The sequence below is a fragment of the Ramlibacter sp. WS9 genome, from assembly GCF_003797765.1.
In the GTDB taxonomy this organism is placed as follows: domain Bacteria; phylum Pseudomonadota; class Gammaproteobacteria; order Burkholderiales; family Burkholderiaceae_C; genus Ramlibacter.
The window spans coordinates 182,943-207,107 of record NZ_RKMB01000001.1; the positions used below are offsets into that span (position 1 = coordinate 182,943).

The 24,165-nt window shown below is 66.8% G+C and carries 16 protein-coding genes; 10 read left to right on the plus strand and 6 right to left on the minus strand.

Translation table 11 applies throughout. From position 1 onward, the window contains the following. Nucleotides 1-3: 3 nt before the first annotated feature. Together EEB15_RS00930 and zwf are read right to left on the minus strand one after the other, a co-directional pair. Nucleotides 4-849 carry a MurR/RpiR family transcriptional regulator gene (locus EEB15_RS00930; protein ID WP_141507652.1) on the minus strand — a complete coding sequence of 282 codons (846 nt, stop codon included), beginning with the start codon at nucleotides 847-849 and terminating at the stop codon, nucleotides 4-6. Between the two features lie 82 nt (nucleotides 850-931). Beyond that, the gene (gene zwf / locus EEB15_RS00940) at nucleotides 932-2,395 is read right to left on the minus strand and encodes a glucose-6-phosphate dehydrogenase (protein WP_141507653.1); all 1,464 of its coding nucleotides are present in this window, start codon (nucleotides 2,393-2,395) and stop codon (nucleotides 932-934) included. Nucleotides 2,396-2,576: 181 nt separating this feature from the next. Here zwf and EEB15_RS00945 point away from each other — a divergent pair, with 181 nt between their 5' ends. From EEB15_RS00945 to EEB15_RS00975, 7 genes are all read left to right on the plus strand, one after another. Further along, nucleotides 2,577-3,590, plus strand: a complete 1,014-nt coding sequence (locus EEB15_RS00945) for an ABC transporter substrate-binding protein (RefSeq protein WP_141507654.1) — start codon at nucleotides 2,577-2,579, stop codon at nucleotides 3,588-3,590. A gap of 16 nt (nucleotides 3,591-3,606) precedes the next feature. Then, entirely contained in the window at nucleotides 3,607-5,883 is a 2,277-nt protein-coding gene (locus EEB15_RS00950; protein ID WP_141507655.1) for an iron ABC transporter permease, read from the plus strand. Continuing rightward, complete coding sequence (locus EEB15_RS00955) at nucleotides 5,880-6,935, plus strand: ABC transporter ATP-binding protein (protein WP_141507656.1); 1,056 nt, start codon at nucleotides 5,880-5,882, stop codon at nucleotides 6,933-6,935. The genes EEB15_RS00950 and EEB15_RS00955 overlap by 4 nt, the downstream gene beginning before the upstream one ends. A gap of 46 nt (nucleotides 6,936-6,981) precedes the next feature. Continuing rightward, complete coding sequence (tal, locus tag EEB15_RS00960; protein WP_141507657.1) at nucleotides 6,982-7,929, plus strand: transaldolase; 948 nt, start codon at nucleotides 6,982-6,984, stop codon at nucleotides 7,927-7,929. Next, entirely contained in the window at nucleotides 7,926-9,482 is a 1,557-nt protein-coding gene (gene pgi / locus EEB15_RS00965; RefSeq protein ID WP_141507658.1) for a glucose-6-phosphate isomerase, read from the plus strand. Before tal ends, pgi begins: the two co-directional genes overlap by 4 nt. Nucleotides 9,483-9,541: 59 nt before the next feature. Next, nucleotides 9,542-9,910 carry a DUF805 domain-containing protein gene (locus tag EEB15_RS00970; RefSeq protein ID WP_141507659.1) on the plus strand — a complete coding sequence of 123 codons (369 nt, stop codon included), beginning with the start codon at nucleotides 9,542-9,544 and terminating at the stop codon, nucleotides 9,908-9,910. Nucleotides 9,911-9,994: 84 nt separating this feature from the next. Next, a complete protein-coding gene (locus EEB15_RS00975) occupies nucleotides 9,995-10,765 on the plus strand; it encodes a BPSS1780 family membrane protein (RefSeq protein WP_141507660.1) in 771 nt (256 codons plus the stop codon). 160 nt (nucleotides 10,766-10,925) lie between these two features. Here the strand turns inward: EEB15_RS00975 and groL are convergent, their stop codons facing one another. Both groL and groES read right to left on the minus strand, forming a co-directional pair. Next, nucleotides 10,926-12,578, minus strand: coding sequence for a chaperonin GroEL (groL, locus tag EEB15_RS00980; protein WP_141507661.1), 1,653 nt, complete (start codon nucleotides 12,576-12,578; stop codon nucleotides 10,926-10,928). A 30-nt stretch (nucleotides 12,579-12,608) separates the two neighbouring features. Then, complete coding sequence (gene groES / locus EEB15_RS00985; RefSeq protein WP_141507662.1) at nucleotides 12,609-12,902, minus strand: co-chaperone GroES; 294 nt, start codon at nucleotides 12,900-12,902, stop codon at nucleotides 12,609-12,611. 269 nt (nucleotides 12,903-13,171) lie between these two features. Here groES and EEB15_RS00990 point away from each other — a divergent pair, with 269 nt between their 5' ends. Both EEB15_RS00990 and EEB15_RS00995 read left to right on the plus strand, forming a co-directional pair. After that, nucleotides 13,172-13,762 carry a hypothetical protein gene (locus tag EEB15_RS00990; RefSeq protein ID WP_141507663.1) on the plus strand — a complete coding sequence of 197 codons (591 nt, stop codon included), beginning with the start codon at nucleotides 13,172-13,174 and terminating at the stop codon, nucleotides 13,760-13,762. A 21-nt stretch (nucleotides 13,763-13,783) separates the two neighbouring features. Further along, the gene (locus EEB15_RS00995; protein ID WP_141507664.1) at nucleotides 13,784-15,076 is read left to right on the plus strand and encodes an FAD-binding oxidoreductase; all 1,293 of its coding nucleotides are present in this window, start codon (nucleotides 13,784-13,786) and stop codon (nucleotides 15,074-15,076) included. On the opposite strand, the gene EEB15_RS01000 is transcribed toward EEB15_RS00995, so the two are convergent. Further along, nucleotides 15,052-23,241 (minus strand): GH36-type glycosyl hydrolase domain-containing protein, encoded by an 8,190-nt coding sequence (locus tag EEB15_RS01000; protein ID WP_141507665.1) that lies wholly within the window; start codon nucleotides 23,239-23,241, stop codon nucleotides 15,052-15,054. The two genes, EEB15_RS00995 and EEB15_RS01000, sit on opposite strands and share 25 nt — an antisense overlap. A gap of 4 nt (nucleotides 23,242-23,245) precedes the next feature. Next, on the minus strand, nucleotides 23,246-23,470 hold the full coding sequence (locus EEB15_RS01005) for a hypothetical protein (protein ID WP_141507666.1): 225 nt from the start codon (nucleotides 23,468-23,470) through the stop codon (nucleotides 23,246-23,248). 167 nt (nucleotides 23,471-23,637) lie between these two features. Between EEB15_RS01005 and EEB15_RS01010 the strand changes: the two genes are divergently transcribed. Then, complete coding sequence (locus tag EEB15_RS01010; protein WP_141507667.1) at nucleotides 23,638-24,144, plus strand: universal stress protein; 507 nt, start codon at nucleotides 23,638-23,640, stop codon at nucleotides 24,142-24,144. The last annotated feature ends 21 nt before the right edge of the window (nucleotides 24,145-24,165 follow it).

The window sequence follows — 24,165 nt, forward strand, 5'->3', positions numbered from 1 at the left end:
GCGTCAGGCGTACCGCTTGTTCCGCAAATTGTTCTTCATCTCACGCAACAGCGGCTGCAAGCGCGGCCCGATGCGCAGCGCAACGGTCGTTGCGAGCACGTCGATGATCATCAGGTGCAGCAGCCGCGACACCATCGGGCTGTAGCGGTCGTAGCCTTCCGGGTGGTCCGCCGCCAGGTGGATATGCCCGGCCGACGCGAGCGGCGAACCGGTGGCCGTCATCACGATCGTGGTCGCGCCGTTCTTGCGGGCGATGTCGCAGGCATCCATCAGGTCCCGCGTGCGGCCCGAATTGGAGATCACCACCACGCAGTCGCCGGGGCCTAGCATCGATGCGCTCATCACCTGCATGTGGCCGTCGCTGTACGCAATGGTGTTGACGCCCAACCGGAAGAACTTGTGCTGCGCGTCCTGCGCGACGATGCCGGAGTTGCCGACGCCGTAGAACTCGATGCGGCGGCCCGTCTTGTAAGTGGCGGCCAGCGCCTCCACCGCCTTTTCGATCGCGAAGGTCGAGGCGTCGTTGCGATACTTGAGGAACGCCGCCACCGTGTTGTCGATCACCTTGACCAGCACGTCGCCGGTCTTGTCGTCGACGTCGACGCTGCGGTGGATGAAGGGCACGCCCTCGCTCACCGTGCCGGCCAGCTTGAGCTTGAAATCCGACAGGCCGTCGTAGCCGATGCTGCGGCAAAAGCGCACGACGGTCGGCTTGCTTACGTGCGCGCGGTCGGCCAGTTCACTCACCGGCAGGTTGGCGAAGGAGCGCGGATCGCTCAGCACCAGCTTGCCCACGCGCTGTTCGGCGGGGGCGAGGGAGGGCAGGGACGCCTTGATGCGGTCTAACATGATCGTGCCGCCGACGGGCCGCCCCTAGGCGGCACAGCCCCCTCGGGGGGCAGCGCACTACACGAAGTGAGAAGCGTGGGGGCTAACATTCTTCACTCCAGCAGTAAGCGTCGCGCGCGATCATCGCGCTGGCGGCGCTGGGCCCCCAGGTGCCCGCCGCGTAGGGGCGCGGGCCGGTGTTGTCGTTGCGCCAGAACTCCATGATCGGCTCGACCCAGCGCCAGGCTTCTTCCTGCTCGTCGCTGCGCACGAACAGGTTCAGGCGGCCATCGATCACGTCCAGCAGTAGCCGCTCGTAAGCACCCACGCGGCCGGAGCCGAAACGCTTGTCGAAGTCCAGGTCGAGGTGCACCGGCGACAGCGACTGGCCCGCGTTCTTCTGCTGCCGGTTGTCCTGGCCCTGGGCCAGCAGGTGCAGCTCCAGCCCGTCCTTGGGCTGCAGGTGGATCACCAGGCGATTGGCCGCGCCGGGCGGTGAGTTGAAGATGGCATGCGGCGCGGGGCGGAAATTGACGACGATGCGCGCATCGCGCCCGGCCAGCCGCTTGCCGGTGCGAATGTAGAACGGCACGCCGGCCCAGCGCCAGTTGGCGATCTCGGCACGCAGCGCGACGAAGGTCTCGGTCATGCTGTCGGGGTTCACGCCCGGCTCGCTGCGGTAACCGGGTACTTGCTCACCCGCGACGTTGCCGGCGCTGTACTGCCCGCGGATCACATCCTGCGCCAGGGCCTGCGGCGTCCAGGCCTTGAGCGAGCGCAGCACCTTGAGCTTCTCGTCGCGGATCGCGTCGGCATGCGCGTTGATGGGCGGTTCCATCGCCAGGGCGCAGAGCAGCTGCAGCGCGTGGTTCTGCACCATGTCGCGCAGCGCACCGGTCTGGTCGTAGAACGCGCCGCGCTTTTCGACGCCGAGGTCTTCGGCGATGGTGATCTGGATGTTGGCGATCGTCTCGCGCCGCCACAGCGGCTCGAACAGCGAATTGCCGAAGCGCAGCGCGAACAGGTTCTGTACCGAGGGCTTGCCCAGGTAGTGGTCGATGCGGAAGATCTGCTTCTCACTGAACACGCGTCTCACCGTTTCGTTGATCGCGCGGTTCGAAGCGAGGTCGTGGCCCAGCGGTTTTTCCAGCACGATGCGCGTGTTGGGCGTGTTGAGCCCCGCGGCGGCCAACTGCTCGCACGCGGCGGTAAAGAGCGATGGCGCCGTGGCCAGGTACATCACCACCGTGTCTGCGTTGCGTTCGCGCAGGTCGGCGGCAAGGCGCTGGTAGTCCTGCGGTTTCGATAGATCGACGCGCAGGAAATGCAGCAGGGCGGCGAAGCGGTCGAACTCCTCGGGCGAGGGTCGCTTGGCCAGATCGACCTCGTCGAAACGCGCGCGAATCAAAGCGCGGTACTGCTCGTCGCTCAGGTCGTCGCGGGCGACGCCGATGATGCGGCCGCCGGCGGGCAGCGTGCCGTGGCGGAAGGCCTGGAACAGGGCGGGCATCAGCTTGCGCCAGGCGAGGTCGCCGGTGCCGCCGAACAAGACGAGGTCAAAGCTCATGGTCGAGGTAGGTCAAACGAAAGGACGAAGGCGTAATGTAACTTAGTTTCACGAAAACACGAAAAACAGGCCCCTGCTGGTGACGGCATCCGGGATTTCCCCAGCGTGTTTCCCCCAAGATGGAGGGGCCGCGCCGCTCGCTATGCTTGAGACGTAATCCAGTTACGACCGAGGGACGATCATGAAGAAATATTTCGCTGCCGCCGCACTGGCCGGCTTCTCGCTTGGCGCCGCCGCGCAGGGCCAAGTCAACATCATCTGCTCGGTGCAGGCCGAGTGGTGCAACATGCTGTCCACGGTGTATGCGCGCACCACCGGGGTCAAGGTCAACGTGTCGATGAAGGGCTCGGGCGAAGCACTGGCCCAGCTCATCGCCGAGAAAGAAAACCCCAAGACCGACATCTGGTTCGGCGGCACGGGAGACCCGCACTTGCAGGCGGCCGAACAGGGGCTGACGCTCGAGTACAAGTCACCTTCGCTGCCGCAACTGCACGAATGGGCTCAGCAGCAGGCCAGGCAATCGAATTACAAGACCGTGGGCATCTATTCCGGCCCGCTGGGCTTCGGCTATAACCCGGAGCTGCTGGCCAAGAAGAAGCTGGCCGTGCCCAAGACCTGGGCCGACCTGACGCGGCCCGAGTACAAGGGCGACATCCAGGTGGCCAACCCCGCGTCCAGCGGCACGGCGTACACCATGATCGCGACGCTGGTGCAGTTGATGGGCGAAGAGAAAGCCTTCGACTACCTCAAGAGCCTGCACAAGAACGTGAGTGCCTATTCGCGGTCCGGCACCGGGCCGATCAAGGCCGTGGCGCGCGGCGAGACGGCGGTATCGATCAGCTTCGTGCACGACGGCCCCGGCGAAAAGATGCAAGGCTTTCCGGTTGAAACCATCACACCGGCCGACGGCACAGGCGCCGAGATCGGTTCCATGAGCATCATCAAGGGCTCCCGCAACCTGGAGGCCAGCAAGAAGTTCTACGAATGGGCGCTGACGCCGGGCGCGCAGGAAATGGCCGCCGCTGCCAAGCAGTTCCAGCTGCCGAGCAACAAGGCCGCCAAGGTCGATGCGCGGGTGCCCGATTTCAAGAAGATCAAGTTCATCAACTACGACTATGCGAAGTACGGCGCCAGCGCGGAGCGGCGTCGCCTGATCTCGCGTTGGGAAAAGGACGTCAACTCCCTGCCGCGTTGACGAGGCGCAGGCGTCCATGACTTCGTCTGCGCAGGGCGGCGAACTCGCACCGGCGGGGCTTGACCTCTTCTCCGCCCGCCGGCCTTCGGCCAACACCGCGTTGTGGCTGTGGTTGGCCCTGGGCGTGATTGGTTTGGTGGCACTGCCCTGGTATGCGCTGCAAGACGGCAATGGGCTGCTTGCGATCCCGCGCGTGTTCGGCGGCGACGACGCCGCCAGCGGCATCGTGCAGGCGGCCGTTCACGGCCGGCCGTGGCTCTGGCTGGGCCTGGTGGGGCTCGCGCTGTGCGCGCTGGCGGCGATGCGCACGCCCGGCCGCGCACAAGGCGCGCTGCTCGTCGCCGGTGGCTTGCTCGGCGCCGGCGGGCTGGGCCTCTCGGGCTTTCTCATCGGCGCGAAGGGCTGGAGCAGTGCAGCGTTGACTGGCCTTTTCGGAGAGTTGTCGCGCAACCAGTTCGGCATGGGCTGGGGCGGCTTCGTCGTGCTGGCGTCGCTGGTCGTGCTCATGGCATTCGGCATCGCTCGGCGCGGCTACTTCAAGGGCGACCTGTTCGTTGCCGCGGCGGTCGTTGCCAGCGGAACGCTGATGGCCGTGTTCATCCTGTTCCCCGTGCTCAAGGCGCTGTCCAGCGCGCTGTTGACCGAGGACGGGCAGTTCGCTGCCGGCGCATTGTGGGAGCGCGTGGCGAGCGAACGCAACTTCGGCCTCAGCTGCCTGGTCGGCGGCGTGCGATGCGGCGTGGCCTGGAACACGCTGTTCCTCGGCCTGCTCACGGCCACCACCACAACGCTGCTCGGCACGTTGATGGCCCTGATGTCCGAGCGGTCCGGCAAGCGGTACGGCCGTGCGCTCAATGTGCTGGCCATGCTGCCCATCATCACACCGCCGTTCGTCGTGGGCCTCGGCCTGATCCTGCTGTTCGGCCGCGCCGGCATCGTGAACCAGTTGCTCGAATCGGTGTTCGGCCTCGCGCCTTCGCGCTGGTTCTACGGCTGGTTCGGCGTGTGGGTGGCGCAGACCTTCGCGTTCACGCCGATTGCGTTCATGATCATGCGGGGCGTGGTGCAAGGCGTCGCGCCCAGCCTGGAAGAGGCGGCGCAGACGTTGCGCGCGAGTCCGCAGCGCACCTTCATGACGGTGACGCTGCCCCTGCTCACGCCAGGCCTGGCCAACGCGTTCCTCGTCGGTTTCATCGAAAGCATGGCCGACTTCGGCAACCCCATCGTGGTCGGCGGCCAGTTCTCCGTGTTGTCGACGGAAATTTTCTTCGCCATCGTCGGTGCGCAGTACGACCAGGGCCGAGCGGCTTCGCTGGCGTGGATCCTCACGCTGTTCGCACTGGCCGTGTTCGCGCTGCAGCGCGCCGTGCTCGGCAAGCAGAACTACACGACCGTCAGCGGCAAGGGCGACGGTGGCATGGCGATGGCGTTGCCGCCGCGCGTGCGGCTCGTGGTCAACAGCGTGGCGCTGCCATGGATCGCGTTCACGCTGCTGGTCTACCTGTTCGCGTTCGCCGGCGGCTTCGTGCAGACCTGGGGGCGCGACTACACGCTCACGCTGAACCACTTCAACACGGCGTTCGCGCTGGAGTGGGGCCAGTTCGGGATGGTGTGGGCCGGCACGGCCTGGAATTCGTTCTTCACGACGATCAAGCTGGCTGCGATCTCGGCGCCGTTGACGGCGGGCCTCGGCTTGCTCATCGCCTATCTTCTCGCACGCACCGAGTTCAAGGGCCAGGGCCTGTTCGAGTTTTCGGCGCTGCTGGCCTTCGCGATTCCCGGCACGGTGCTCGGCGTGAGCTACATCCTCGCGTTCAACGTGCCGCCGTTCGAGCTGACCGGCACCGGCCTCATCATCGTGCTGTGCTTCCTGTTCCGCAACCTGCCGGTCGGTGTGCGCGCGGGCACGGCGGCGTTCAAGCAGCTGGACCGCTCGCTGGACGAGGCGTCGATCATGCTGCGCGCATCGAGCATCCAGACGCTGCGCTACGTGGTGCTGCCCCTGCTCAAGCCGGCCCTTGTGGCCGCGCTGGTCTACAGCTTCGTGCGCGCCATCACCACGGTGTCGGCGGTCATCTTCCTCGTCACCGCCGAGAATGAACTGGCGACCACCTACATCATCGGCCGCGTCGGCAACGGCGACTACGGCGTGGCGCTCGCCTACTGCACCGTGCTGATCGTCCTGATGAGTGCTGCCACCGCGCTGATCCAGTTGCTGGTGGGCGAGCGCAAACTCGGGCGGCGCAAGGCGGCGACCGCACCCGCACTCACTTCGACCCAGGGAATGACATGAGCTCATCGGACGCAGGCATCGAATTCCGCGATGTCACCAAGCGCTACAGCGCGGATCCGTCAGCGCCGCTCGCCGTCAAGGGCATCAGCTTCCAGGTGCAGCGCGGCACGCTCACCACCATCCTGGGACCGTCGGGATGCGGCAAGACCACGACGCTGCGCATGATCGCGGGCCTGGAGGCGCCCACTTCCGGCACCATCCTGGTGGATGGCAAGGACGTCACCACGCTCGGGCCGGCCGACCGCAACGTGAGCATGATGTTCCAGAGCTACGCGCTGTTCCCGCACATGGACGTGGTGGAGAACGTCATGTATGGCCTGCGCATGTCGGGCGTGCCCAAGGCGACGGCGCGCGCGCGGGCGGTGGACGCGTTGCGCAATGTCGGGCTGGTGGGCTTCGACCTGCGGCTGCCGAGCGAGCTGTCCGGCGGCCAGCAGCAGCGCGTCGCGCTCGCGCGCGCCCTGGTGCTGGAGCCGGCCGTGCTGCTGTTCGACGAACCGCTCTCCAATCTCGACGCGCGCCTGCGCCGCGAGATGCGCGAGGAGATACGCTCGCTGCAGCAGCGGCTCAAGCTCACGGTGGCGTATGTCACGCACGACCAGAGCGAGGCTTTGGCCGTGAGCGACCAGATCATCGTCATGGACCACGGCATCATCGCGCAGCGCGGCACGCCGCAGGCGCTGTACGAATTCCCGTCCACCGAATTCGTGGCCGGCTTCATGGGCGAGGCGATGCTGTTCCCTGCCAAGGCCGACACGGGCGGCACCGTGTCGCTCGGGCCGCTGCGCATCAAGCCGAGGCAGGGCATGGTCGAGGGCGCGGTGAAGGTCGCGGTGCGTCCCGAAGCCTGGAACATCGGCCCGCCAGGCACCGGCCTGGGCGCGCGCCTGGCCAAGCTGGCCTACCTCGGAAGCAACTACGAATACACCTTCGACACAGAGCTGGGCCCGATCTTCGTGGTCTCGTCGGACCTGGGCCGGGTGCTCGAGGTGGGCAGCGACGTCGGGCTGGGGCTGGCCGACCATGGCGTCTCGGTGGTCCAGGTTTCGTAACGCCGACGACGCCACGGCCGGCGCGGGGCGCCCGATAATCCCCCGCATGAATCAACTCGAAGCGCTCAAGCAGTTCACCACCGTGGTCGCCGACACCGGCGACTTCAAGCAGATCGCGCAGTTCCGCCCGCGGGACGCCACCACCAATCCGTCGCTCATCCTCAAGGCCGTCAAGAAGCCCGAGTACGCGCCGCTGGTGTCGGAGATCGTTTCGAAGTTCAGGTGGGAGCCATTGGATGAGGTGATGGACCGGCTGCTGGTGCGCTTCGGCTGCGAAATCCTCTCGCTCATCCCTGGCCGCGTCTCCACCGAAGTGGATGCGCAGCTGAGTTTCGACAAGGCGGCGACCATCGCACGCGGCGAGCGCCTCATCGAGCTCTATCGCGCCGAAGGTATTCAAAGCGACCGTGTGCTCATCAAGGTGGCCGCCACCTGGGAAGGCATCCAGGCCGCCCGCGCGCTGGAACAGCGAGGCATCCACACCAACCTCACGCTGCTGTTTTCGGCGCACCAGGCCATGGCCTGCGCCGAGGCGAAGGTGAAGCTGATCTCGCCCTTCGTCGGCCGCATCTACGACTGGTACAAGAAATCGGCGGGCAAGGACTGGGACGAGGCCGCGAATGCCGGCGCCAACGATCCCGGCGTGATGGCGGTGCGCTGGATCTATGAAAACTACAAGCTCATGGGCATCAAGACCGAGGTGATGGGGGCGAGCTTCCGCAACCCCGGGCAGATCCTCGCGCTGGCGGGCTGCGACCTGCTCACCATCAGCCCCGAGCTGCTGGCACAACTGGCCGCGGCCCCTGGGCCGGTGCCGCGCGTGCTCGAGCCGCAGCCAGCGCAGGACATCGAGACTCGGCCGTACACCGAGGCGGAGTTCCGCTTCTGCATGAACCAGGACGCGATGGCGACCGAGAAGCTCGCCGAAGGCATCCGCGCCTTCGCGGCCGACGCGGTGGAGCTCGAGCAGCTGATGAAGGAGTTGCAGTCATGAGCGAAAGGCAGCCTTGCCACCAGACAGCGGCCTGGGCCGCCCTGGAAGACCACTACGACAAGGTCGGCAGCAAGTTCGATCTGCGGGATGCTTTCCAAAGCGACGGCAAGCGCTTCGAGACGTTCAGCCAGGACGCACCGCATGTCTTCGCCGACCTGTCGAAAAATCGGATCGACGCCACTGCGCAGATGCGCCTGTTCGAGCTCGCGCGCGCGTGCGGCCTGGAGCGGCACCGCGATGCGATGTTCGGCGGTGAACCTGTGAACAACACAGAGCAGCGTGCCGTGAAACATTGGCTGTTGCGCGTGCCGAAGGGTGCCAGTGTCGACCCGGATCTTGCATTGGTCCACGAGACGCTCGATGCGATGCTGGCCTATGCCGACCGGGTGCGGGCCGACAGTGCGATTACCGACGTGGTGAACATCGGCATCGGCGGCTCCGACCTGGGGCCGCAGATGGCCGTGACGGCGCTGCAAGCGTTCGCTGCTCAAGGCAAGCGCTTGCACTTCGTCTCCAACATCGACGGCCACGAGCTCGACGCGGTGTTGGCCACCGTGCGTCCGCAGAGCACGCTCTTCCTCATTGCGTCCAAGACCTTCACCACGCTGGAGACGATGACCAACGCGCGTTCCGCGAAGGCGTGGTTCGAAGCGCAGGGTGGCAGCGATATCGCGCGGCACTTCGCGGCGCTGACCACCAACGTCGCCGCCGCGCGCGAGTTCGGCATCGACACCACCTTCGGCTTCTGGGACTGGGTCGGCGGGCGCTATTCGATGTGGTCGGCCATCGGGCTGCCGATCGCCATCGCCGTCGGCGCGCAGGGCTTTCGCGATCTGTTGTCAGGCGCGCACGACATGGACCGGCACTTCGTCACGCAGCCGCTGGAGCGCAATTTGCCGGTGCGCCTGGGGTTGCTGGATGTGTGGAACCGCAACTTTCACGGCTTCACCAGCCGCAGCATCGCGCCGTATCACAGTGCGTTGCGGCGTGTGCCCGCCTTCCTGCAGCAGCTGGAGATGGAGAGCAATGGCAAGCGCGTGGATGAGCAGGGCCGTGCACTCGCTTTCGAAACTTCACCGGTGCTCTGGGGCGAGCCCGGCACCAACGGGCAGCACGCTTACTTCCAGATGCTGCACCAGGGCACCGACGTGGTGCCCGTGGAATTCATCGCCGTCGCCCGGCCCACGCACAAGTTGCCGACGCACCATGACTTGCTGCTGGCCAATGCCGTGGCGCAGGCGCAGGCACTGATGCAGGGCAAGGCCGACGCCGGCGGCCATCGCAATTTTCCCGGCAACCGGCCCAGCACGTTCTTTCTCTTGGACTCGCTCACGCCGAAGAGCCTGGGCGCGTTGCTGGCGCTGCACGAGCACCGCGTGTTCGTGAGCGGCTCGATCTGGGGCATCAACAGCTTCGACCAGTGGGGCGTGGAACTGGGCAAGGTGCTGGCGCTGGATGTGGCCGCGCGCCTGGCCAGCGGAGACGTTTCAGGGCTCGACGGGTCGTCTGCCGGCCTGCTTGGACGCCTGCGGGAATCGATGCGACAACAGTAGCGTCGCACGCGCCAAACGCCTATCATGGCGCGGGCAATTGGCCCGGAGAAGGAGAAGCGATGGATGACATTATTTCAGCAGTGAAAACCTGCTTTCAGAAGTACGTGGATTTCTCGGGCCGCGCTACGCGACCGGAGTTCTGGTGGTTCTTCCTGTTCCAGCTCGTGGTGCTGATCGTCACTGGGATGGTGAGTAACATTGTGTATGGCCTTGCCGCGCTCGCGATGTTGCTGCCCGGGCTGGCCGTGGGTGCCAGGCGCCTGCACGACATCGGCAAGAGTGGCTGGTGGCTGCTGATCGGCCTCATTCCCCTCGTCGGTCTTTACCTGCTGTACTTGCTCGCGCAACCCACCGGTCCCGCCAACGCATACGGCGGCGGCGCCGGCTCGCCGGACGCGCCGGCTGTCATTCCGCCCGGCCAGCAATAGCGCAAAGTACAGCACATAGCAGATAGCAAAAAGCGCCCAGGTGGGCGCTTTTCGGTTTCAGTTGGACACAATCTGGAGGGACGTATGGAAGAAGCAGAGATGGCAGGTGGTTCTCGGCGGACGGTGGATTCCGGGCGCGGCGTGGCCTGGTGGTCGGAATCGTGGACGCTGTTCATGAAGAATCCGGGGATGTGGCTCGTGTTCGGGCTGATCGTCCTCGTGGGCTTCATCGTGCTCAACTTCGTCCCCCTCATCGGCGGGCTCGCGGCCGCGGTGCTCGCTCAAGTCGTCGTCGGCGGCTGGGTGCTCTGCGCGCGCAAGCTCGATGGCGGAGAGTCGATCGACGTCAACAATTTGCTGGACATTTTCAAGGACAAGGAAAAGCTCACACCTTTGCTGGTGCTGGGCGTGCTCGCGGCAGTGGGCAGCCTGGTCATCGGTGTCGTGGTTGCCGTCATGGGCGGCGGCGCCCTGTTCGGGCTGATGGCTGGTGCCGGCGTGCGCAGCACGGGCGGCATGATGGCCGGCGCGGTGCTGGGGATGCTCGCCGTCCTGGTCGGCCTGGCGATGGGTTTCGTTCTGGGAATGGCGCTCTGGTTCGCCGCCGCGCTCGTGACTTTCCGCGGGCTCACTCCGGTGGATGCGTTGAAGACGAGTTGGTCTGCTTCTCTGGCGAACGTCATCCCCTTCCTGGTCTATGGCCTCATCTGGATCGTCGCTGCAGTCGTCGCTTCCATTCCGTTCATGCTGGGCTGGCTGTTGCTGGCGCCGCTGACGATGCTCGGCATCTACGTCTCTTACAAGGACATCTTCGAAGGCGCGCCAACCATCATCCTGGCGCCCGGCCAGCAGTAAGAGAAACAAAGGGCGCAACGCCCCACCCCCCGCAGGGGCACAAGGATCGCGCGAAGCAACGCGCAGGGCGATCCCTCAATAAAAAAACCGGGCTAAGCCCGGTTTTTTTATCTGTTCAGACCACTCCGAAATCGCAGCAGCGATTTCGGAGTGAAGGACTTTACATATCCATACCGCCCATGCCACCCATGCCGCCCATACCACCCATGCCAGCACCGCCGGCGCCGGACTCTTCCTTCGGCGCTTCGGCGACCATGGCTTCGGTCGTGAGCATCAGGGAAGAGACGGAGGCTGCGTTCTGCAGGGCCGTGCGCGTCACCTTGGTCGGGTCCAGGATACCCATTTCGATCATGTCGCCATAGGTGTCGTTGGCGGCGTTGAAGCCGTAGTTGCCCTTGCCTTGCAGCACGGCATTGACCACCACGCTCGGCTCGCCGCCGGCGTTGTAGACGATTTCGCGCAGGGGCGATTCGATGGCCTTGAGCACCAGCTTGATGCCGGCTTCCTGGTCAGCGTTGTCGCCCTTGATCTCGCCAGCGGTCTGCTTGGCGCGCAGCAGCGCGACGCCGCCACCGGCCACGATGCCTTCTTCAACGGCGGCACGGGTTGCGTGCAGCGCATCTTCGACGCGGGCCTTCTTTTCCTTCATCTCGACTTCGGTGGCAGCGCCAACCTTGATCACGGCAACACCGCCGGCCAGCTTGGCCACGCGCTCTTGCAGCTTTTCACGGTCGTAGTCGCTGGTGGCTTCTTCGATCTGGACGCGAATCTGCTTGACGCGCGCTTCGATGTCCGCGCCGGCGCCGGCGCCGTCGATGATCGTCGTGTTTTCCTTGCCCACTTCGATGCGCTTGGCTTGGCCGAGGTCGGCCAGCGTGACCTTCTCGAGCGTCAGGCCCACTTCTTCAGCGATGACCTTGCCGCCCGTCAGGATGGCGATGTCTTCCAGCATGGCCTTGCGGCGGTCGCCGAAGCCCGGTGCCTTGACGGCCACGACCTTCAGGATGCCGCGGATGGTGTTGACCACCAGCGTAGCCAGCGCTTCGCCTTCGACTTCTTCAGCGATGACCAGCAGCGGACGGCCGGCCTTGGCGACTTGTTCCAGGATCGGCAGCAGGTCACGGATGTTGCTGACCTTCTTGTCGTACAGCAGCACGAACGGGTTGTCGAGCAGCGCGGATTGCTTTTCCGGGTTGTTGATGAAGTAGGGCGACAGGTAGCCGCGGTCGAACTGCATGCCTTCGACGACTTCGAGTTCGCTGTCGAGCGACTTGCCGTCTTCAACGGTGATCACGCCTTCCTTGCCGACCTTGTCCATCGCGTCAGCGATGATCTTGCCGATGGTTTCGTCGCTGTTGGCCGAGATGGAGCCGACTTGCGCGATTTCCTTCGACGTCGTGGTGGCCTTCGAAGCCTTCTTCAGCTCGGCGACCAGGGCCGTCACGGCCTTGTCGATGCCGCGCTTCAGGTCCATCGGGTTCATGCCGGCGGCCACGTACTTCATGCCTTCGCGAACGATGGCTTGGGCGAGGACGGTTGCCGTCGTCGTGCCGTCACCGGCGATGTCGGAGGTCTTGGAAGCGACTTCCTTGACCATCTGCGCGCCCATGTTCTGCAGCTTGTCCTTCAGCTCGATTTCCTTGGCCACGGACACACCGTCCTTGGTCACGGTGGGGGCGCCGAAAGAGCGCTCGAGCACCACGTTGCGGCCCTTCGGGCCCAGGGTCACCTTGACTGCGTTGGCCAGGATGTTCACACCCTCGACCATGCGCGCGCGGGCTTCACCGCCGAAAATTACGTCTTTAGCTGCCATGTTGAATAGCTCCTTGAATGTGTTCGGGTATTACTTGGATTCGACGACTGCAAAGAGGTCGTCTTCCTTCATGACGAGCAACTCGTCGCCATCGACCTTGACGGTCTGGCCGCTGTACTTGCCGAACAGGACGCGGTCGCCCACCTTGACGTTCATGGCAACCAGCTCGCCCTTGTCGGACTTCTTGCCGGGGCCGACGGCCAGCACTTCACCTTGGTCCGGCTTTTCAGCGGCGGCGTCGGGGATCACGATGCCCGAGGCGGTCTTGGTTTCGCTGTCGATACGCTTGACGATCACGCGATCGGCGAGGGGGCGAAGTTTCATTGCATCTCCTTGACTTGAAACTGAGGAACGATAAAAAGCGCCAACGAAGTTAGCGCTCAGTAACTTTGGAGGATGGCTCTGCTGTTAGCACTCATCTCCCGCGAGTGCTAATGATAAGGCCATTTGGCGGGGATTCAAGCCCTGGCGTTGTGCCAGGTCGCCGATGGACGGGGTCGGAGTCGGCCTTGTGGCGTCTCTTCAAGTGAGGCATGACCTCGACGTGCTGGCCACTGCTCAAGAGGTACATTCATCAGCAACTGAGGAAGCCCATGAGAACCTTGTCCGTATCTGCCGTCCTGCCAACGATCGTGGCGGCCGTTTTGGTGGTGATCGCGGCGACCGGCTGCGCCGAGATGCTTCGTTCAGACAACGCGAATGCGCAGCACCAAAGCGCGCGGGCCAACAAAGAGGCCCTGGCCGCGGCGAAGGTGGCGACCAACCAGGCGGTGGCGGCACGACCGGTAGGCGGCGATGCCCTTGTGCGCTTGCTCGCCGGCAATACGCTGGTGAATGAATACCGCAAACAGGTGGCAGACGCCAAGCCCTACTTCACCACCTATGAGTACTTCAGCCCTGATGGGGCCTATATCGCGCGCGACACCTATTCACGCCGAACAATTCAGTACCAGGCGGTTGGCCGTTGGCGGGTCAGCCAAGACGTCTTGTGCATCAACGACAGGGCGGACCATGCAAGCGACAGGTGCTTCACCATCAAGATCACCTCTGCCAATGCCATTGAGTTCTGGAACCACAAGCCCGGCGATCCCTTCCACAACCTCATTGCGTCGACCGTGGCTATCGTGCGCCCCGGTTTGCAAACACCGGAATACGTCACCACATCGTCTCCGTATCAGCGATGAAACGCTGACCGTCGATATCCAATGAAGGGTGACTCTCGTTCGCACGGTCTGTGGGAGGCTTCAGCGTCAGCCGGGCCTGCCACGCCCGTGCTGCAAGGGCACACGCACGCCGACGTGGTCGTCATCGGCGCCGGTTTCACCGGCCTCTCGGCCGCGTTGCATCTGGCGGAAGGAGGCGCATCGGTCGCCGTGTTGGAGACGGTCGACATCGGGTTCGGCGGATCCGGGCGCAACGTTGGCCTGGTCAATGCCGGCATGTGGGTGATGCCGGAAGCCTTGCCGGGCGAACTGGGTCCCTTGCATGGCGGCCGGCTGCTGGAGCTGCTGGGCGACGGGCCTTCTCTTGTCTACGACATCGTCGAACGTCACGGCATCGACTGCGAGGCGGTGCGCCGCGGCACGCTGCATTGCGCCGTCGGGGCATCCGGGCTGGCCAACATCACCGAGCGGGCGCGGCAATGGCAAGCGCTTGGGGCGCCCGTCACGCTGCTGGACGCCCGAGAGACGGCGGAGAAAACCGGAACACATGCTTATCGCGGCTCGCTGCTCGACATGCGCGCCGGCACCATCCAGCCGCTTGCCTACGTCCGCGGACTCGCCCGCGCGGCGGTTGCCGCCGGTGCGCGCCTCCACGCGCACAGTCCTGTCGATGGGCTGGAGGATGTCGGCACGCATTGGCGCGTACGCAGTTCCACCGGCGGGGAAGTCCAAGCCCAATGGGTCATCGTCGCGACCAATGCCTACACGGGCCCCAACGGCGTTTGGCCCGAGCTGGGCGCGGAATTGGTTCGCCTGCCCTACTTCAACATGGCCACGCGGCCCTTGAGTGCAAAGACCCGGGAGCTGATATTGCCGGGCCTGCAGGGAGCCTGGGACACGCGGGACGTGCTCTCGTCGTTCCGCCTCGACAAAGCCGGCCGGCTGATCTTCGGCAGTGTCGGTGCGCTGCGCGGGACGGGTCTGGCCATTCACCGGTCCTGGGGCCGGCGGGCCCTGGCCAAGTTGTTCCCCGTGCTCGGGGGCGTCGAGTTCGAGCACGAGTGGTACGGATGGATCGGGATGACGCCCAATGCACTGCCCCGCTTTCACAAACTCGCCCGCAACACCGTTTCCTTCAGCGGCTACAACGGCCGCGGCATCGCGACGGGAACAACATTCGGGCAGCAGCTCGCCAAGCTGGTGTTGGGGCAGACCAAGGAGGAGGATCTACCGCTGCCGGCGACCCACGCCGAACCGGTTTCGCTGCGGCCGGTACGGGAGGCGTACTACGAAGTTGGTGCACAGGTGGCTCACCTCGTCTCGGCGCGCCTGTAGGCGGCCTGCGCGACTTCTTCCGGCGGCGCCGGCGACGCATCATCGCCCTGCGCGCCACGCACCAGGCACACCGCCTCCTCCGGCAGCGTGTCCAGCGCGATCCATTCGCCCCAGCCGGCCACGAGGTGCGGCTTGACCGGCAGCACCTCGCCCTTGCCGCGTTGCCAGTAGATCGTCATGCTGTGCCCGCGCAGGTTCAGCTTGATCCGGAACCACGACCAGTGGCCCGGCACGCGCGGGGCCAGCGAGAAGCCGTCCGGCCGCACCGTGAGGCCCAACAAGGTCTCGATCGACGCGCGATAGAGCCAGGCCGCCGAACCCGTGTACCAGCTCCATCCGCCGCGCCCCACATAGGGCGGCGCGCTGTAGATGTCGCCGGCCATCACATAGGGCTCCAGTTCGTACGCGGCGGCACGCTTCGGGTCGGCCGCGCGATGCGCCGGGCTGAGCGACTGAAAACTTTTCCACGCGCCCTCGGTGTCGCCCGTCATGGCCTGCGCCATCATCGCCCACACCGCGCCGTGCGAGTACTGGCCGCCGTTCTCGCGCACACCGGGCGGATACGCCTGGATGTAGCCGGGGTTGTCCATCGAGTGCTGCAGCGGTGGATGCAGCAGCCGCAACAGGCCGGCCTCACGGTCGATCAGCTGCTGGTCCAGAGCCTGCATCGAGGGCTGCGTGAAAGCGTCGGTGGATGCGCCCGACAGCACCGACCAGGCCTGCGCGATCAGGTCGATGCGGCACTCCGCGTTGGCGCTCGATCCCAGCGGCGCGCCGTTGTCGAAGAACGCGCGGCGGAACCACGCGCCGTCCCACCCGTGCGAATGCAGCGCCGCGATCCAGCCGGTGCGGGCATCCTTCCATCGTTGCGCGCGCTCCTGGTCGCCACGCGCCTGCGCGATCGGCGCAAACCGTTCGACCACTGTGCACAGGAACCAGGCCAGCCACACCGACTCGCCCTTGCCTTCGTGGCCGACGCGGTTCATGCCGTCGTTCCAGTCACCCGTCCCCATCAGCGGCAGGCCGTGTGCGCCGGTCCTGAGGCTGCGGTCGATGGTGCGTGCCGCATGTTCGTACGCGCTCGCGCTGTGGCCCGAAGGGTTGGGCGTGTAATACGCATCTTCGGCGCCATCGGGGATGGCCGGTCCGTCGATGAATTCGACCTGCTCGTCCAACACGCCGGCATCGCCGGTGATGTCGATGTAATGGGCCATCGCATAGGGCAGCCACAGCAAATCGTCGGAGAAATGGGTGCGCACGCCCGCGCCGCCGGGCGCGTGCCACCAGTGCTGCACGTCGCCTTCGGGAAACTGGCGCGACGCATTGAGCAGGATCTGCTCGCGCAGCCGCAGCGGATCGGCCAGGGCCAGCGCCATCGCGTCCTGCAGCTGGTCGCGAAACCCGAAGGCGCCGCCGGCCTGGTAGAAGCCTGCCTTGGCCCATAAGCGGCAGCTCACCGTCTGGTACAGCAGCCAGCGGTTGGCGAGCATGTCGAAGGCGGCATCGGGCGTGCGCACCTGCACCTGCCCGAGCAAACGCGACCACCATCCTTGGGCTTTCGCCAGTTCGGCCGTGCTGATCCTTGCGGACCAATCGGCCGCGAGTTGCCATGCGCCGTCGGGCGTGTCGGCGTGGCCCAGCAAGAAGGTGATCGTTACTTCTTCGTGCGCACCCAGTTCGATGTCGGTCGCCAGCGCCGCGGCCGGATCGACCGTGCCGCTGCGGCCCGCCATTGCACCGGGCAGTTCCATGCGGCCCGTCGTATCGAAAAACTCCGACCGGTCGCAGGTCCACTGCGAGACCGGCGCGTTGCCCGCGAGCGCCAGGAAAGCCGTGGCCCCGCCGAAACCGCCGCGGTGTTCGCGCTGCTCGGCAAAGAGCGCCTGGCCGCTGTCGCCGCGCCAGGTGCGCACCGTGCGCCGTTGTGCGTAGCTGTCGCCCAGCTGCCACTCCACCATGGCGAACACACGCAACCGCCGCTTGCCCGCGCCTTCGTTGCGGACGACGATGCGTACCAGCTTCACCGATTCGTCGATGGCCGCGAACCATGTCGTCTCTGTGTGCAGGCCGGCGCCGCTGGACTCGATCACCGAATAGCCCTGGCCGTGCCGCACGGAATAGGTCACCCGCGCCGGGGACAGCGCGCTGGGCGCGAGCGGGTGCAACCGCCGGCTGTCCTGGTCCTGCAGCAGCCAGTGCTCGCAGGCCGGGTCGCGCACCACGTCGTTCGACCACGGCGTCACCTGATGCATGCGGCTGTTGACGGCCCACGTGTAGCCGCTGCCGCGCTCGGACACCTGGAAGCCGAATCGCGGATTGGAGATGACGTTGACCCAGGGTCGCGGCGTGGATTGCCCGGGGCGCAACTCGAAGCAGAACTCGCCGGTCGACGGGTCGAACGCGCCGGTGACCGGTGCCGAAACCGTTGCGCCCGCGGCGGGAATGTCGGCCGCGTTGCGCTCCCAGCCGCGCGGCAGCGAGCCGCCCGCGCGCGCCTTGGCCCACGCGTCACGCAGGGCATCGACCTGCACGTCCAGCGGGCGCCCGTCGGCGTTGAAGACCGCTCGTGCCAGCCCGGCCAGCGTCGACTTCTCGGCCGCCGACAGTTCCTGCTCGCGGAGCAGGAAGAAGCCGCCGCCTTGCTGCTGGCCGAAGCTGTGCTGCACCGTTTGGAGCAGGCGGTCGCGCAGCGCCAGGATGTCGCGCTGCAGCGGCATCAGGTATGCCTGCGCCTCGCTGTTGAGCACCACGATGTCCACGGCCAGGCCGCCGAAGGTCCACCAGGGCTGGGCCCGCAGCAACGAGCTCACCAGCCGCATGCCGTTCGCAGAGTGAATGCGCACCAGCACGATCGGCTTGTCGCCCGAGATGCTCAGGCGCCAGAGTTGCCGCTGGTCCACCGCCGTGTGCTCCGAACCCAGCCGCGGCGCGCTGTACATCAGCGACGTGGTCAGGTCCTGCAGCGCGGCGTTGTCGTCGGGCGACAGGCCCAGGTCGCGCAGCCGCACCTGCGCGAGCGTGGCAGCCATGCGCATGGCGCGCTGCAGCTGCATCGGCTGCAGGTACTGGTCGATGCGGGCGGGCAGCTCTTCCCGCGTGGCCGCCGCGAGCGTGGCAAAACTCAGCCGCGCGGTCGCGCCCGGCGCAATGCGCAGTTGCACGCGCAGGCACGCAATCGGGTCCAAGCCCGTGGGCACCGGGCCTTCACCGGATTGCGCGTGCAGCGGGAAAGCCGGCGCCACCATTCGCGGGTTGCGGCCGAGGAATGTGTGCCGGTCGGCCACGCAGCCCACCGCGACGGCGTCGGCTGTGGCAGATGCAAGCATGTGAGCCACCGCCATCACCGCTTCTCCCTGCAGCCGTGGGTTGCGCCACAGCGTCAGCGCACGCCACTCGGGTTGCCATGCGGCCTGTGCGAACAAGCCCGAGAAAGCGGGGTGGGCCTCATCGGCGCGGGCGGGCGCCAGCACGGCTTCGAAATACGACACGAGCTCGCAGCGCAGCTCGGTGTCGCCGGTGTTGTGCAGCGTGACCATGCGCAGCTCGGTGTCGTCCTCGGGGCTCACCAGCACCGTCACCGTGCTGGTGATGTCGTCTCCCTGCGCGTCGAACTGCACCCGGTCGGCCATGAAGCGCGCTCCGTAGCGCCATCGCGCGCCCGGCGCGGGATTGGCGGTGAGCGACACGCCGTCTTCCTCGCCCTGCCGGCGCAGATAGAAGAACGTGCCGTACTGGTCGCGCAGCAGGTCGTCGCGCCAGCGCGAGACGGCCTGCCCGCGCCACCGGGAAGCGCCGGCGCCATTGGCGCGCAGCGCGACGCTGTAGTTGCCGTTGGACAGCAGCTGGGTGGGGTTCCAGCCGGGCACCAGCGGCGTGAGCTCGCGCGACTGGAAGGCCGGTGCCGGGTCGCCGTGCGCGGCCGCGGGCGGGGGCCGCGGGTCGGGCGTGCGCACGATCTGCCGCGGAGTCGCCTCCTGCAGCAGCGCATCGTGCGCGTGCACGATGGGTGCCGAAGCGAACCACTCCCGGGGGCCGCGCGCGCACAGCAGGTTGCAAAGCGACGCGAGCGACATGCCGTGGTGGTGGGCCATGTAGGTTTCCACCACGCTGTGCGACTGCTCCAACGGCTGGCGCGAGACGGTGAAATCGAGCGACTCGTACATGCCCAGCTCGCCGCGGCCGCCCAGGCGCTCGAGCGCCTTCAGGTTTTCCACCGCTTCAGCCGGCGCGAACATGGCGGCCATCAAGGTGGCGTAAGGCGCGATCACCTGGTCCGTCGGCGGCGTGCGGCGCAGCGCCAGGCGCGGCACGCCGAACGGCCCGTATTGGTAGGCGAGCGTGTGGTCCTGCGCGAAGTAGGCCGACTCGGACACACCCCAGGGCAGGCCGCGCTGGCGCCCGAACGCCTGGTGTTCGCGCACGGCGGAGCGCGCGGCGACGTCGAGCAGCCCGCCGCGCGGCTCCGGCATCAGCAGCGACGGCATGAGGTACTCGAACATGGACCCCGACCAGGACTTGAGGCCCGGCTGCGCGCCCACCGTCAGGTAAGGCCGGCCCAGCGCCAGCCAGTGCCGGCGCGGTACCTGGCCGGTGCCGATGGCCAGGAAGCTGGTGAGCCGTGCTTCCGATGCCAGCAGGTCGTAGTAGCCGGCGTCCAGCTCGTCTTCCTCCACCCGCAGGCCGATGTGGAACAGATGGCGGCGCGAGCTGTAAAGCGGGCGGAAGTCCATCGCGTCCGAGAGGGCCTGCACTCGCCCGGCCAATGCGATCAGGTCGTCGCGCGTATGTGATTCTTCATCGCGAGCGGCCAGGGCCCGGCAAGCCTCGCCCACCGTCAAAAGCAGGCAGGCCAGGTTGCCGCTGTCCACCGTCGAGACATAGGCCGGCGGCAGCACAGCCAGCGAGCGCGTGTCGTACCAGTTGAACAGGTGGCCGTGGTGCCGCCCCAGGCGCTCGATGCTGTCCAGCGTGGCCTGCAGGCGCGACACCAGTTCGGGTGTGCCGATCCATCCGAACTCCCGCGCGCAGCAAGCCGCCAGTAGGTACAGGCCGATGTTGGTCGGCGATGTGCGGTGGGCGATCGTCGGCTCCGGCACCATCTGCAGGTTGTCCGGCGGCAGGTGGTTGTCCTCGGCCGTCACGCAGCGCTCGAAGAACGACCAGGTGTCCCGCGCCACGGTCCGCAGGTAGGCGGCGTCGTCGTCTTCCAGCGCGTCCGGCGCGGCGAGGGGGCGGCTGGCCCACCAGCTGTAGACCGGCGCCAGCGTCCAACACAGGAACACCAGCGGGCCCGCGATGGGGTGCGGGCCGGAGGCCGCGGCAGCGGCCAGGCCTGCGGACAGCACTACGACGAAAGCGTCCTTGCGCACGAACGCGGCCAGCTCGGTGTGCGCCTGCGCATGGGCTTGCTCGGCCGTCATCCATTCCAGCAGCTTGCGGCGGCTGAAGGCCATGCGCCAGAGCGAGCGCAGCACGGCGTCGGCGAGGCGGCAGGCGGCAGCCCCGAGTTGCCCGAACTGCCACGCCGCCGCGACGAGGACCCTGGCGAGTTCGGCGCCGCCGCCGGCAAAGAAGTGCGGCAGCGTGATGCCACGGCGCGTGGGGACGAGTCCGGCGACGGCGCCCATCAACGGCCCCGCCAGCAGCGCGGCGCCTACGACCAGCAGGCAGGTCTTCAACGGCAACGCGCCGCTCAGCAGCACCCAGGCCAGCATGGCGAAGGAAGCCGGTATCACCAGTGACCGGCGGAGGTTGTCCCACATCTTCCACTGGCCCAGTGCGTCCAGCCCGTAGTGGCCTGGACGGAGCATCAGCGGCAGCAGCTGCCAGTCGCCGCGTGTCCACCGGTGCACGCGCGAGTTGGCCACGGCGGTGAGGTGGGGATGGTCCTCCAGCAAAGCCACGTCGCTCACATAGCCGCAGCGCGCAATCGTGCCTTCGAGCAGGTCGTGGCTGAGCACGGCCTCGCCAGGCAGGCGATCCGTCAGTACCGCGTGAACCGCCTCGACGTGGAGCAGGCCCTTGCCGGTGAAGCTGCCTCGGCCGAACAGATCCTGGTAGACGTCCGACGACACGTTGCCATACGGGTCCATGCCGCAACGCCCGGCGAAAAGCACGTGGTAGGGCGTGCGCTCCGGCCCGGACGGGATGGGCGCCACGACGCGCGGCTGCAGGATGCCGTAGCCCGCGGTCACGCGGCGGGTGTGCGGGTCGACCTTGGGGGCGGTGAGGGGGTGCGCGGCCACAGCTACCAGTTCGCGCAGCGTTCCCGGTGGTAGCCCCGTGTCGCTGTCGAGCGTGACGACGTACTTGATGCCGGGCAGCAACCGCATCCCCGGTGCCATCGGCAGGAAGCCCGTGGCATCTCCCGTGGCCAACAGGCGAACCAGCATCTCCAGCTTGCCGCGTTTGCGTTCCCAGCCCAGCCAGCGGCGTTGGGTTGCGCACCAGGCGCGTGGCCGGTGCAGCAGGACGAAGCGCGGCGGCTGCCCGGCGGGTGCGGGGTGGCAGATGTTCAGCTGGGCCACCTGTCGCGTCGCGTCCTCGAGCCGCTCGGCATCGGTGGGGATGGTGGCCTCGTCGGCATCCGCCCAGTCGGTCAGCAGCGCGAACTGCGCGTTGTCCTCGGAATTGGCCAGCCAGTGCAGCCGCAGCCGCTGCACCAACGCCTCGATCGATGCCGGCGACCCGAGAATCGACGGGATCACGACGAGGACGCGGTGCTCGGGCGGGATGCCTTCCGGGAAATCCAGGCGCGGCAGGATGTCGATCTTGATCGACTCGGACAACAGCCGATGCAGGAACGACGCGGCGGCTTCCGATGCCGGCAACGCCAGCAGCAGCAATGCGACGAGCGTGGGCCAGCCCTGCGAGGGAGCGAAATGCGCCGCCGCCCAGACCATCGCGGTGGTGCCCGCGGCGATGGCGCCGATATAGGCCGCCAGCCGCCAGCTTCGGCTGCGCGAAGGACGCACGCGCATCGGCATGCCCAGCTCGGCTGCCAGCTGCGATTGGCCCGGGCCGAACAGGTGCCAGCCGGCGGTCTGCCGCGCGGGGTCGTCTGCGGCGGCCGCGCGCGCGGCCCGCACCACAGCGGCCGCGACTTCGCACTCGGTCTTGCCGCTGCGGCGCGCCACGCGCTCCATGGAATAGGTGATTTGCTTGCGGGTGGATTCGCTTTCGCGGGCAAAGCTCGGCAGCTCGTGCAGCAACTGGAGCGGGCGGCTGAGCGGCTCGATCAGATCGACCCACCTCACCTGCCCGATCAACCGCAGTGTGGTGATGACGTTGCTGACGGTGAGGTTGGACGCCACCTGCGCAATCTGGCTTTCGGTCATCAACGCGTGGCCGTTCGGGCAATGCGACTCCACCCAGCCGACCATCGGCGGTGCGTTGTCCAGGCGCTCGGCCGGCAGGCGCTGCCACAGTTGCGTGAGGAAGCCGCGCTCCATGCCGCGTTCCTGCATCAGGGCGTGAAGCGCGTCCAGGTCTTCGAGCGTCAGGGCATCGGCCTCGTCCCATGCCGCGTGCGCCACTTCCCGGGCGACCTTGCTGAAAGCGATGTCGTCGGCCACCCGGCGCAGGTTTTCGAGCAGGACCACGCGCAGCGTCGTGGGCAACGCCCACAGCTCGGACAATCGCAGCTCGCTCACATCCTGGTAGGCGTTGAGGAAAGCCGCGAGGATGTTCGGGTTGAGCACACTGTCGGTGTGCGCCACATAGGCCCAGGCAATGCCGTAGACGCGCGGCAGGCCGTGCAGGTACGGCACGCTGAGCTTGGGCAACTCGGCGTAGTAACGCCGTGGCACGCCCTCGCGGATCTGCTGCAGCTGCGCCTCGACCAGGTGGAAATTGTCCAGCAGCCACTCGGCGGCCGGGGTTACGTAGTGGCCCGTCAGCGAGGTGAGGGCGACGTAGTCGTAGGCGCGGCGCAGGGCATGGATGTTGTCCTCGACGCGGGGGAAGAACGAAGGGCCCTTGGCACGGGTGCCGCCTTCCTCATCGATGTGTTGGGCCTGGGCCAGGCTGCGGCCGTGCTGCTCGAACCTCTGCAGTCCGAAGATCTCGGACCGCACCGGCGGCTCGGCAAGCTGCGGACCTTGGGTCAGGAAGCGGCGGGCAAAGGCTGAAAGCGCTCCGAGCTTGCTTGCGACGGCGGCGCTCACTCCGTCATACGAGTATGGACAGCGCGATGCCGCACGCCAGCACCACCGCTCCACTGGTCACGATGCGGGGCGCGGCAAGCCCATGCAGCGCCTCCAGCAGGAAGCGCACGCGAAACAGCCTGCCGCCGGCGCGCTGGCACACGCTCATGTGCGATTGCAAGGCAAGAAAGTCGCTGGCGACGAAGTCGTTGAACGGGACGGAGTGGTTATTGGGTTGCAGGCGGAGCATGGTTCTTTCTGACCGTCTCGAAGGGAAACCTCATCGTAGGAAATGCAGCACAAAACGTGTATCAGACGGCGCCTGTATTCATGTAGGCCATCACCGACAGAGTTGCTCGCTTGCGGCCAGGCCTGTGCAGTGCTACCGTGTGTTCACCCTTCAACGAAGGAGCTGCCATGAAGATCCTGGTCCCGGTGGATGGTTCGCCGCTTTCCCTCGAGGCGGTGCGGTACGCGCTGGCCCTGGTCAAGGAAGGCCTGCGGGCCGACCTGGTGCTGGCCAACGTGCAGGCACCGGCTTCCTTGTATGAGATCGTCGTCGTGCGCGACGCCGAGCTGATCCACGGCGCCAGCGCGGGTGCGGGCGCCCACTTGCTGGAGCCGGCGCAGGCGCTGTGCCGCGCGGCGGGCGTCGCCTTCGAGTGCGAGGTCGTGTCCGGCGACCCGGTTCCCGCGCTGTGCGACCTCGCGGAAGAACATGGCTGCGCGGCCATCGTCGTCGGGGCGCATGGGAAGGGCGCGCTGGCGAGTGCCTTGCTCGGATCGGTCTCGCATGCGTTGTCGCACGCATCGCCCGTGCCTGTCACCATCGTCCGGCTGCTCGATGATGACCGCGCCGAAGCCGGCCGCGAGCGGGCTGATTTGCCCGTGGCAGACGACCAGGAGCAGGCACCGCCGAGCTAGGAACGCCCCATCCGCGTATAG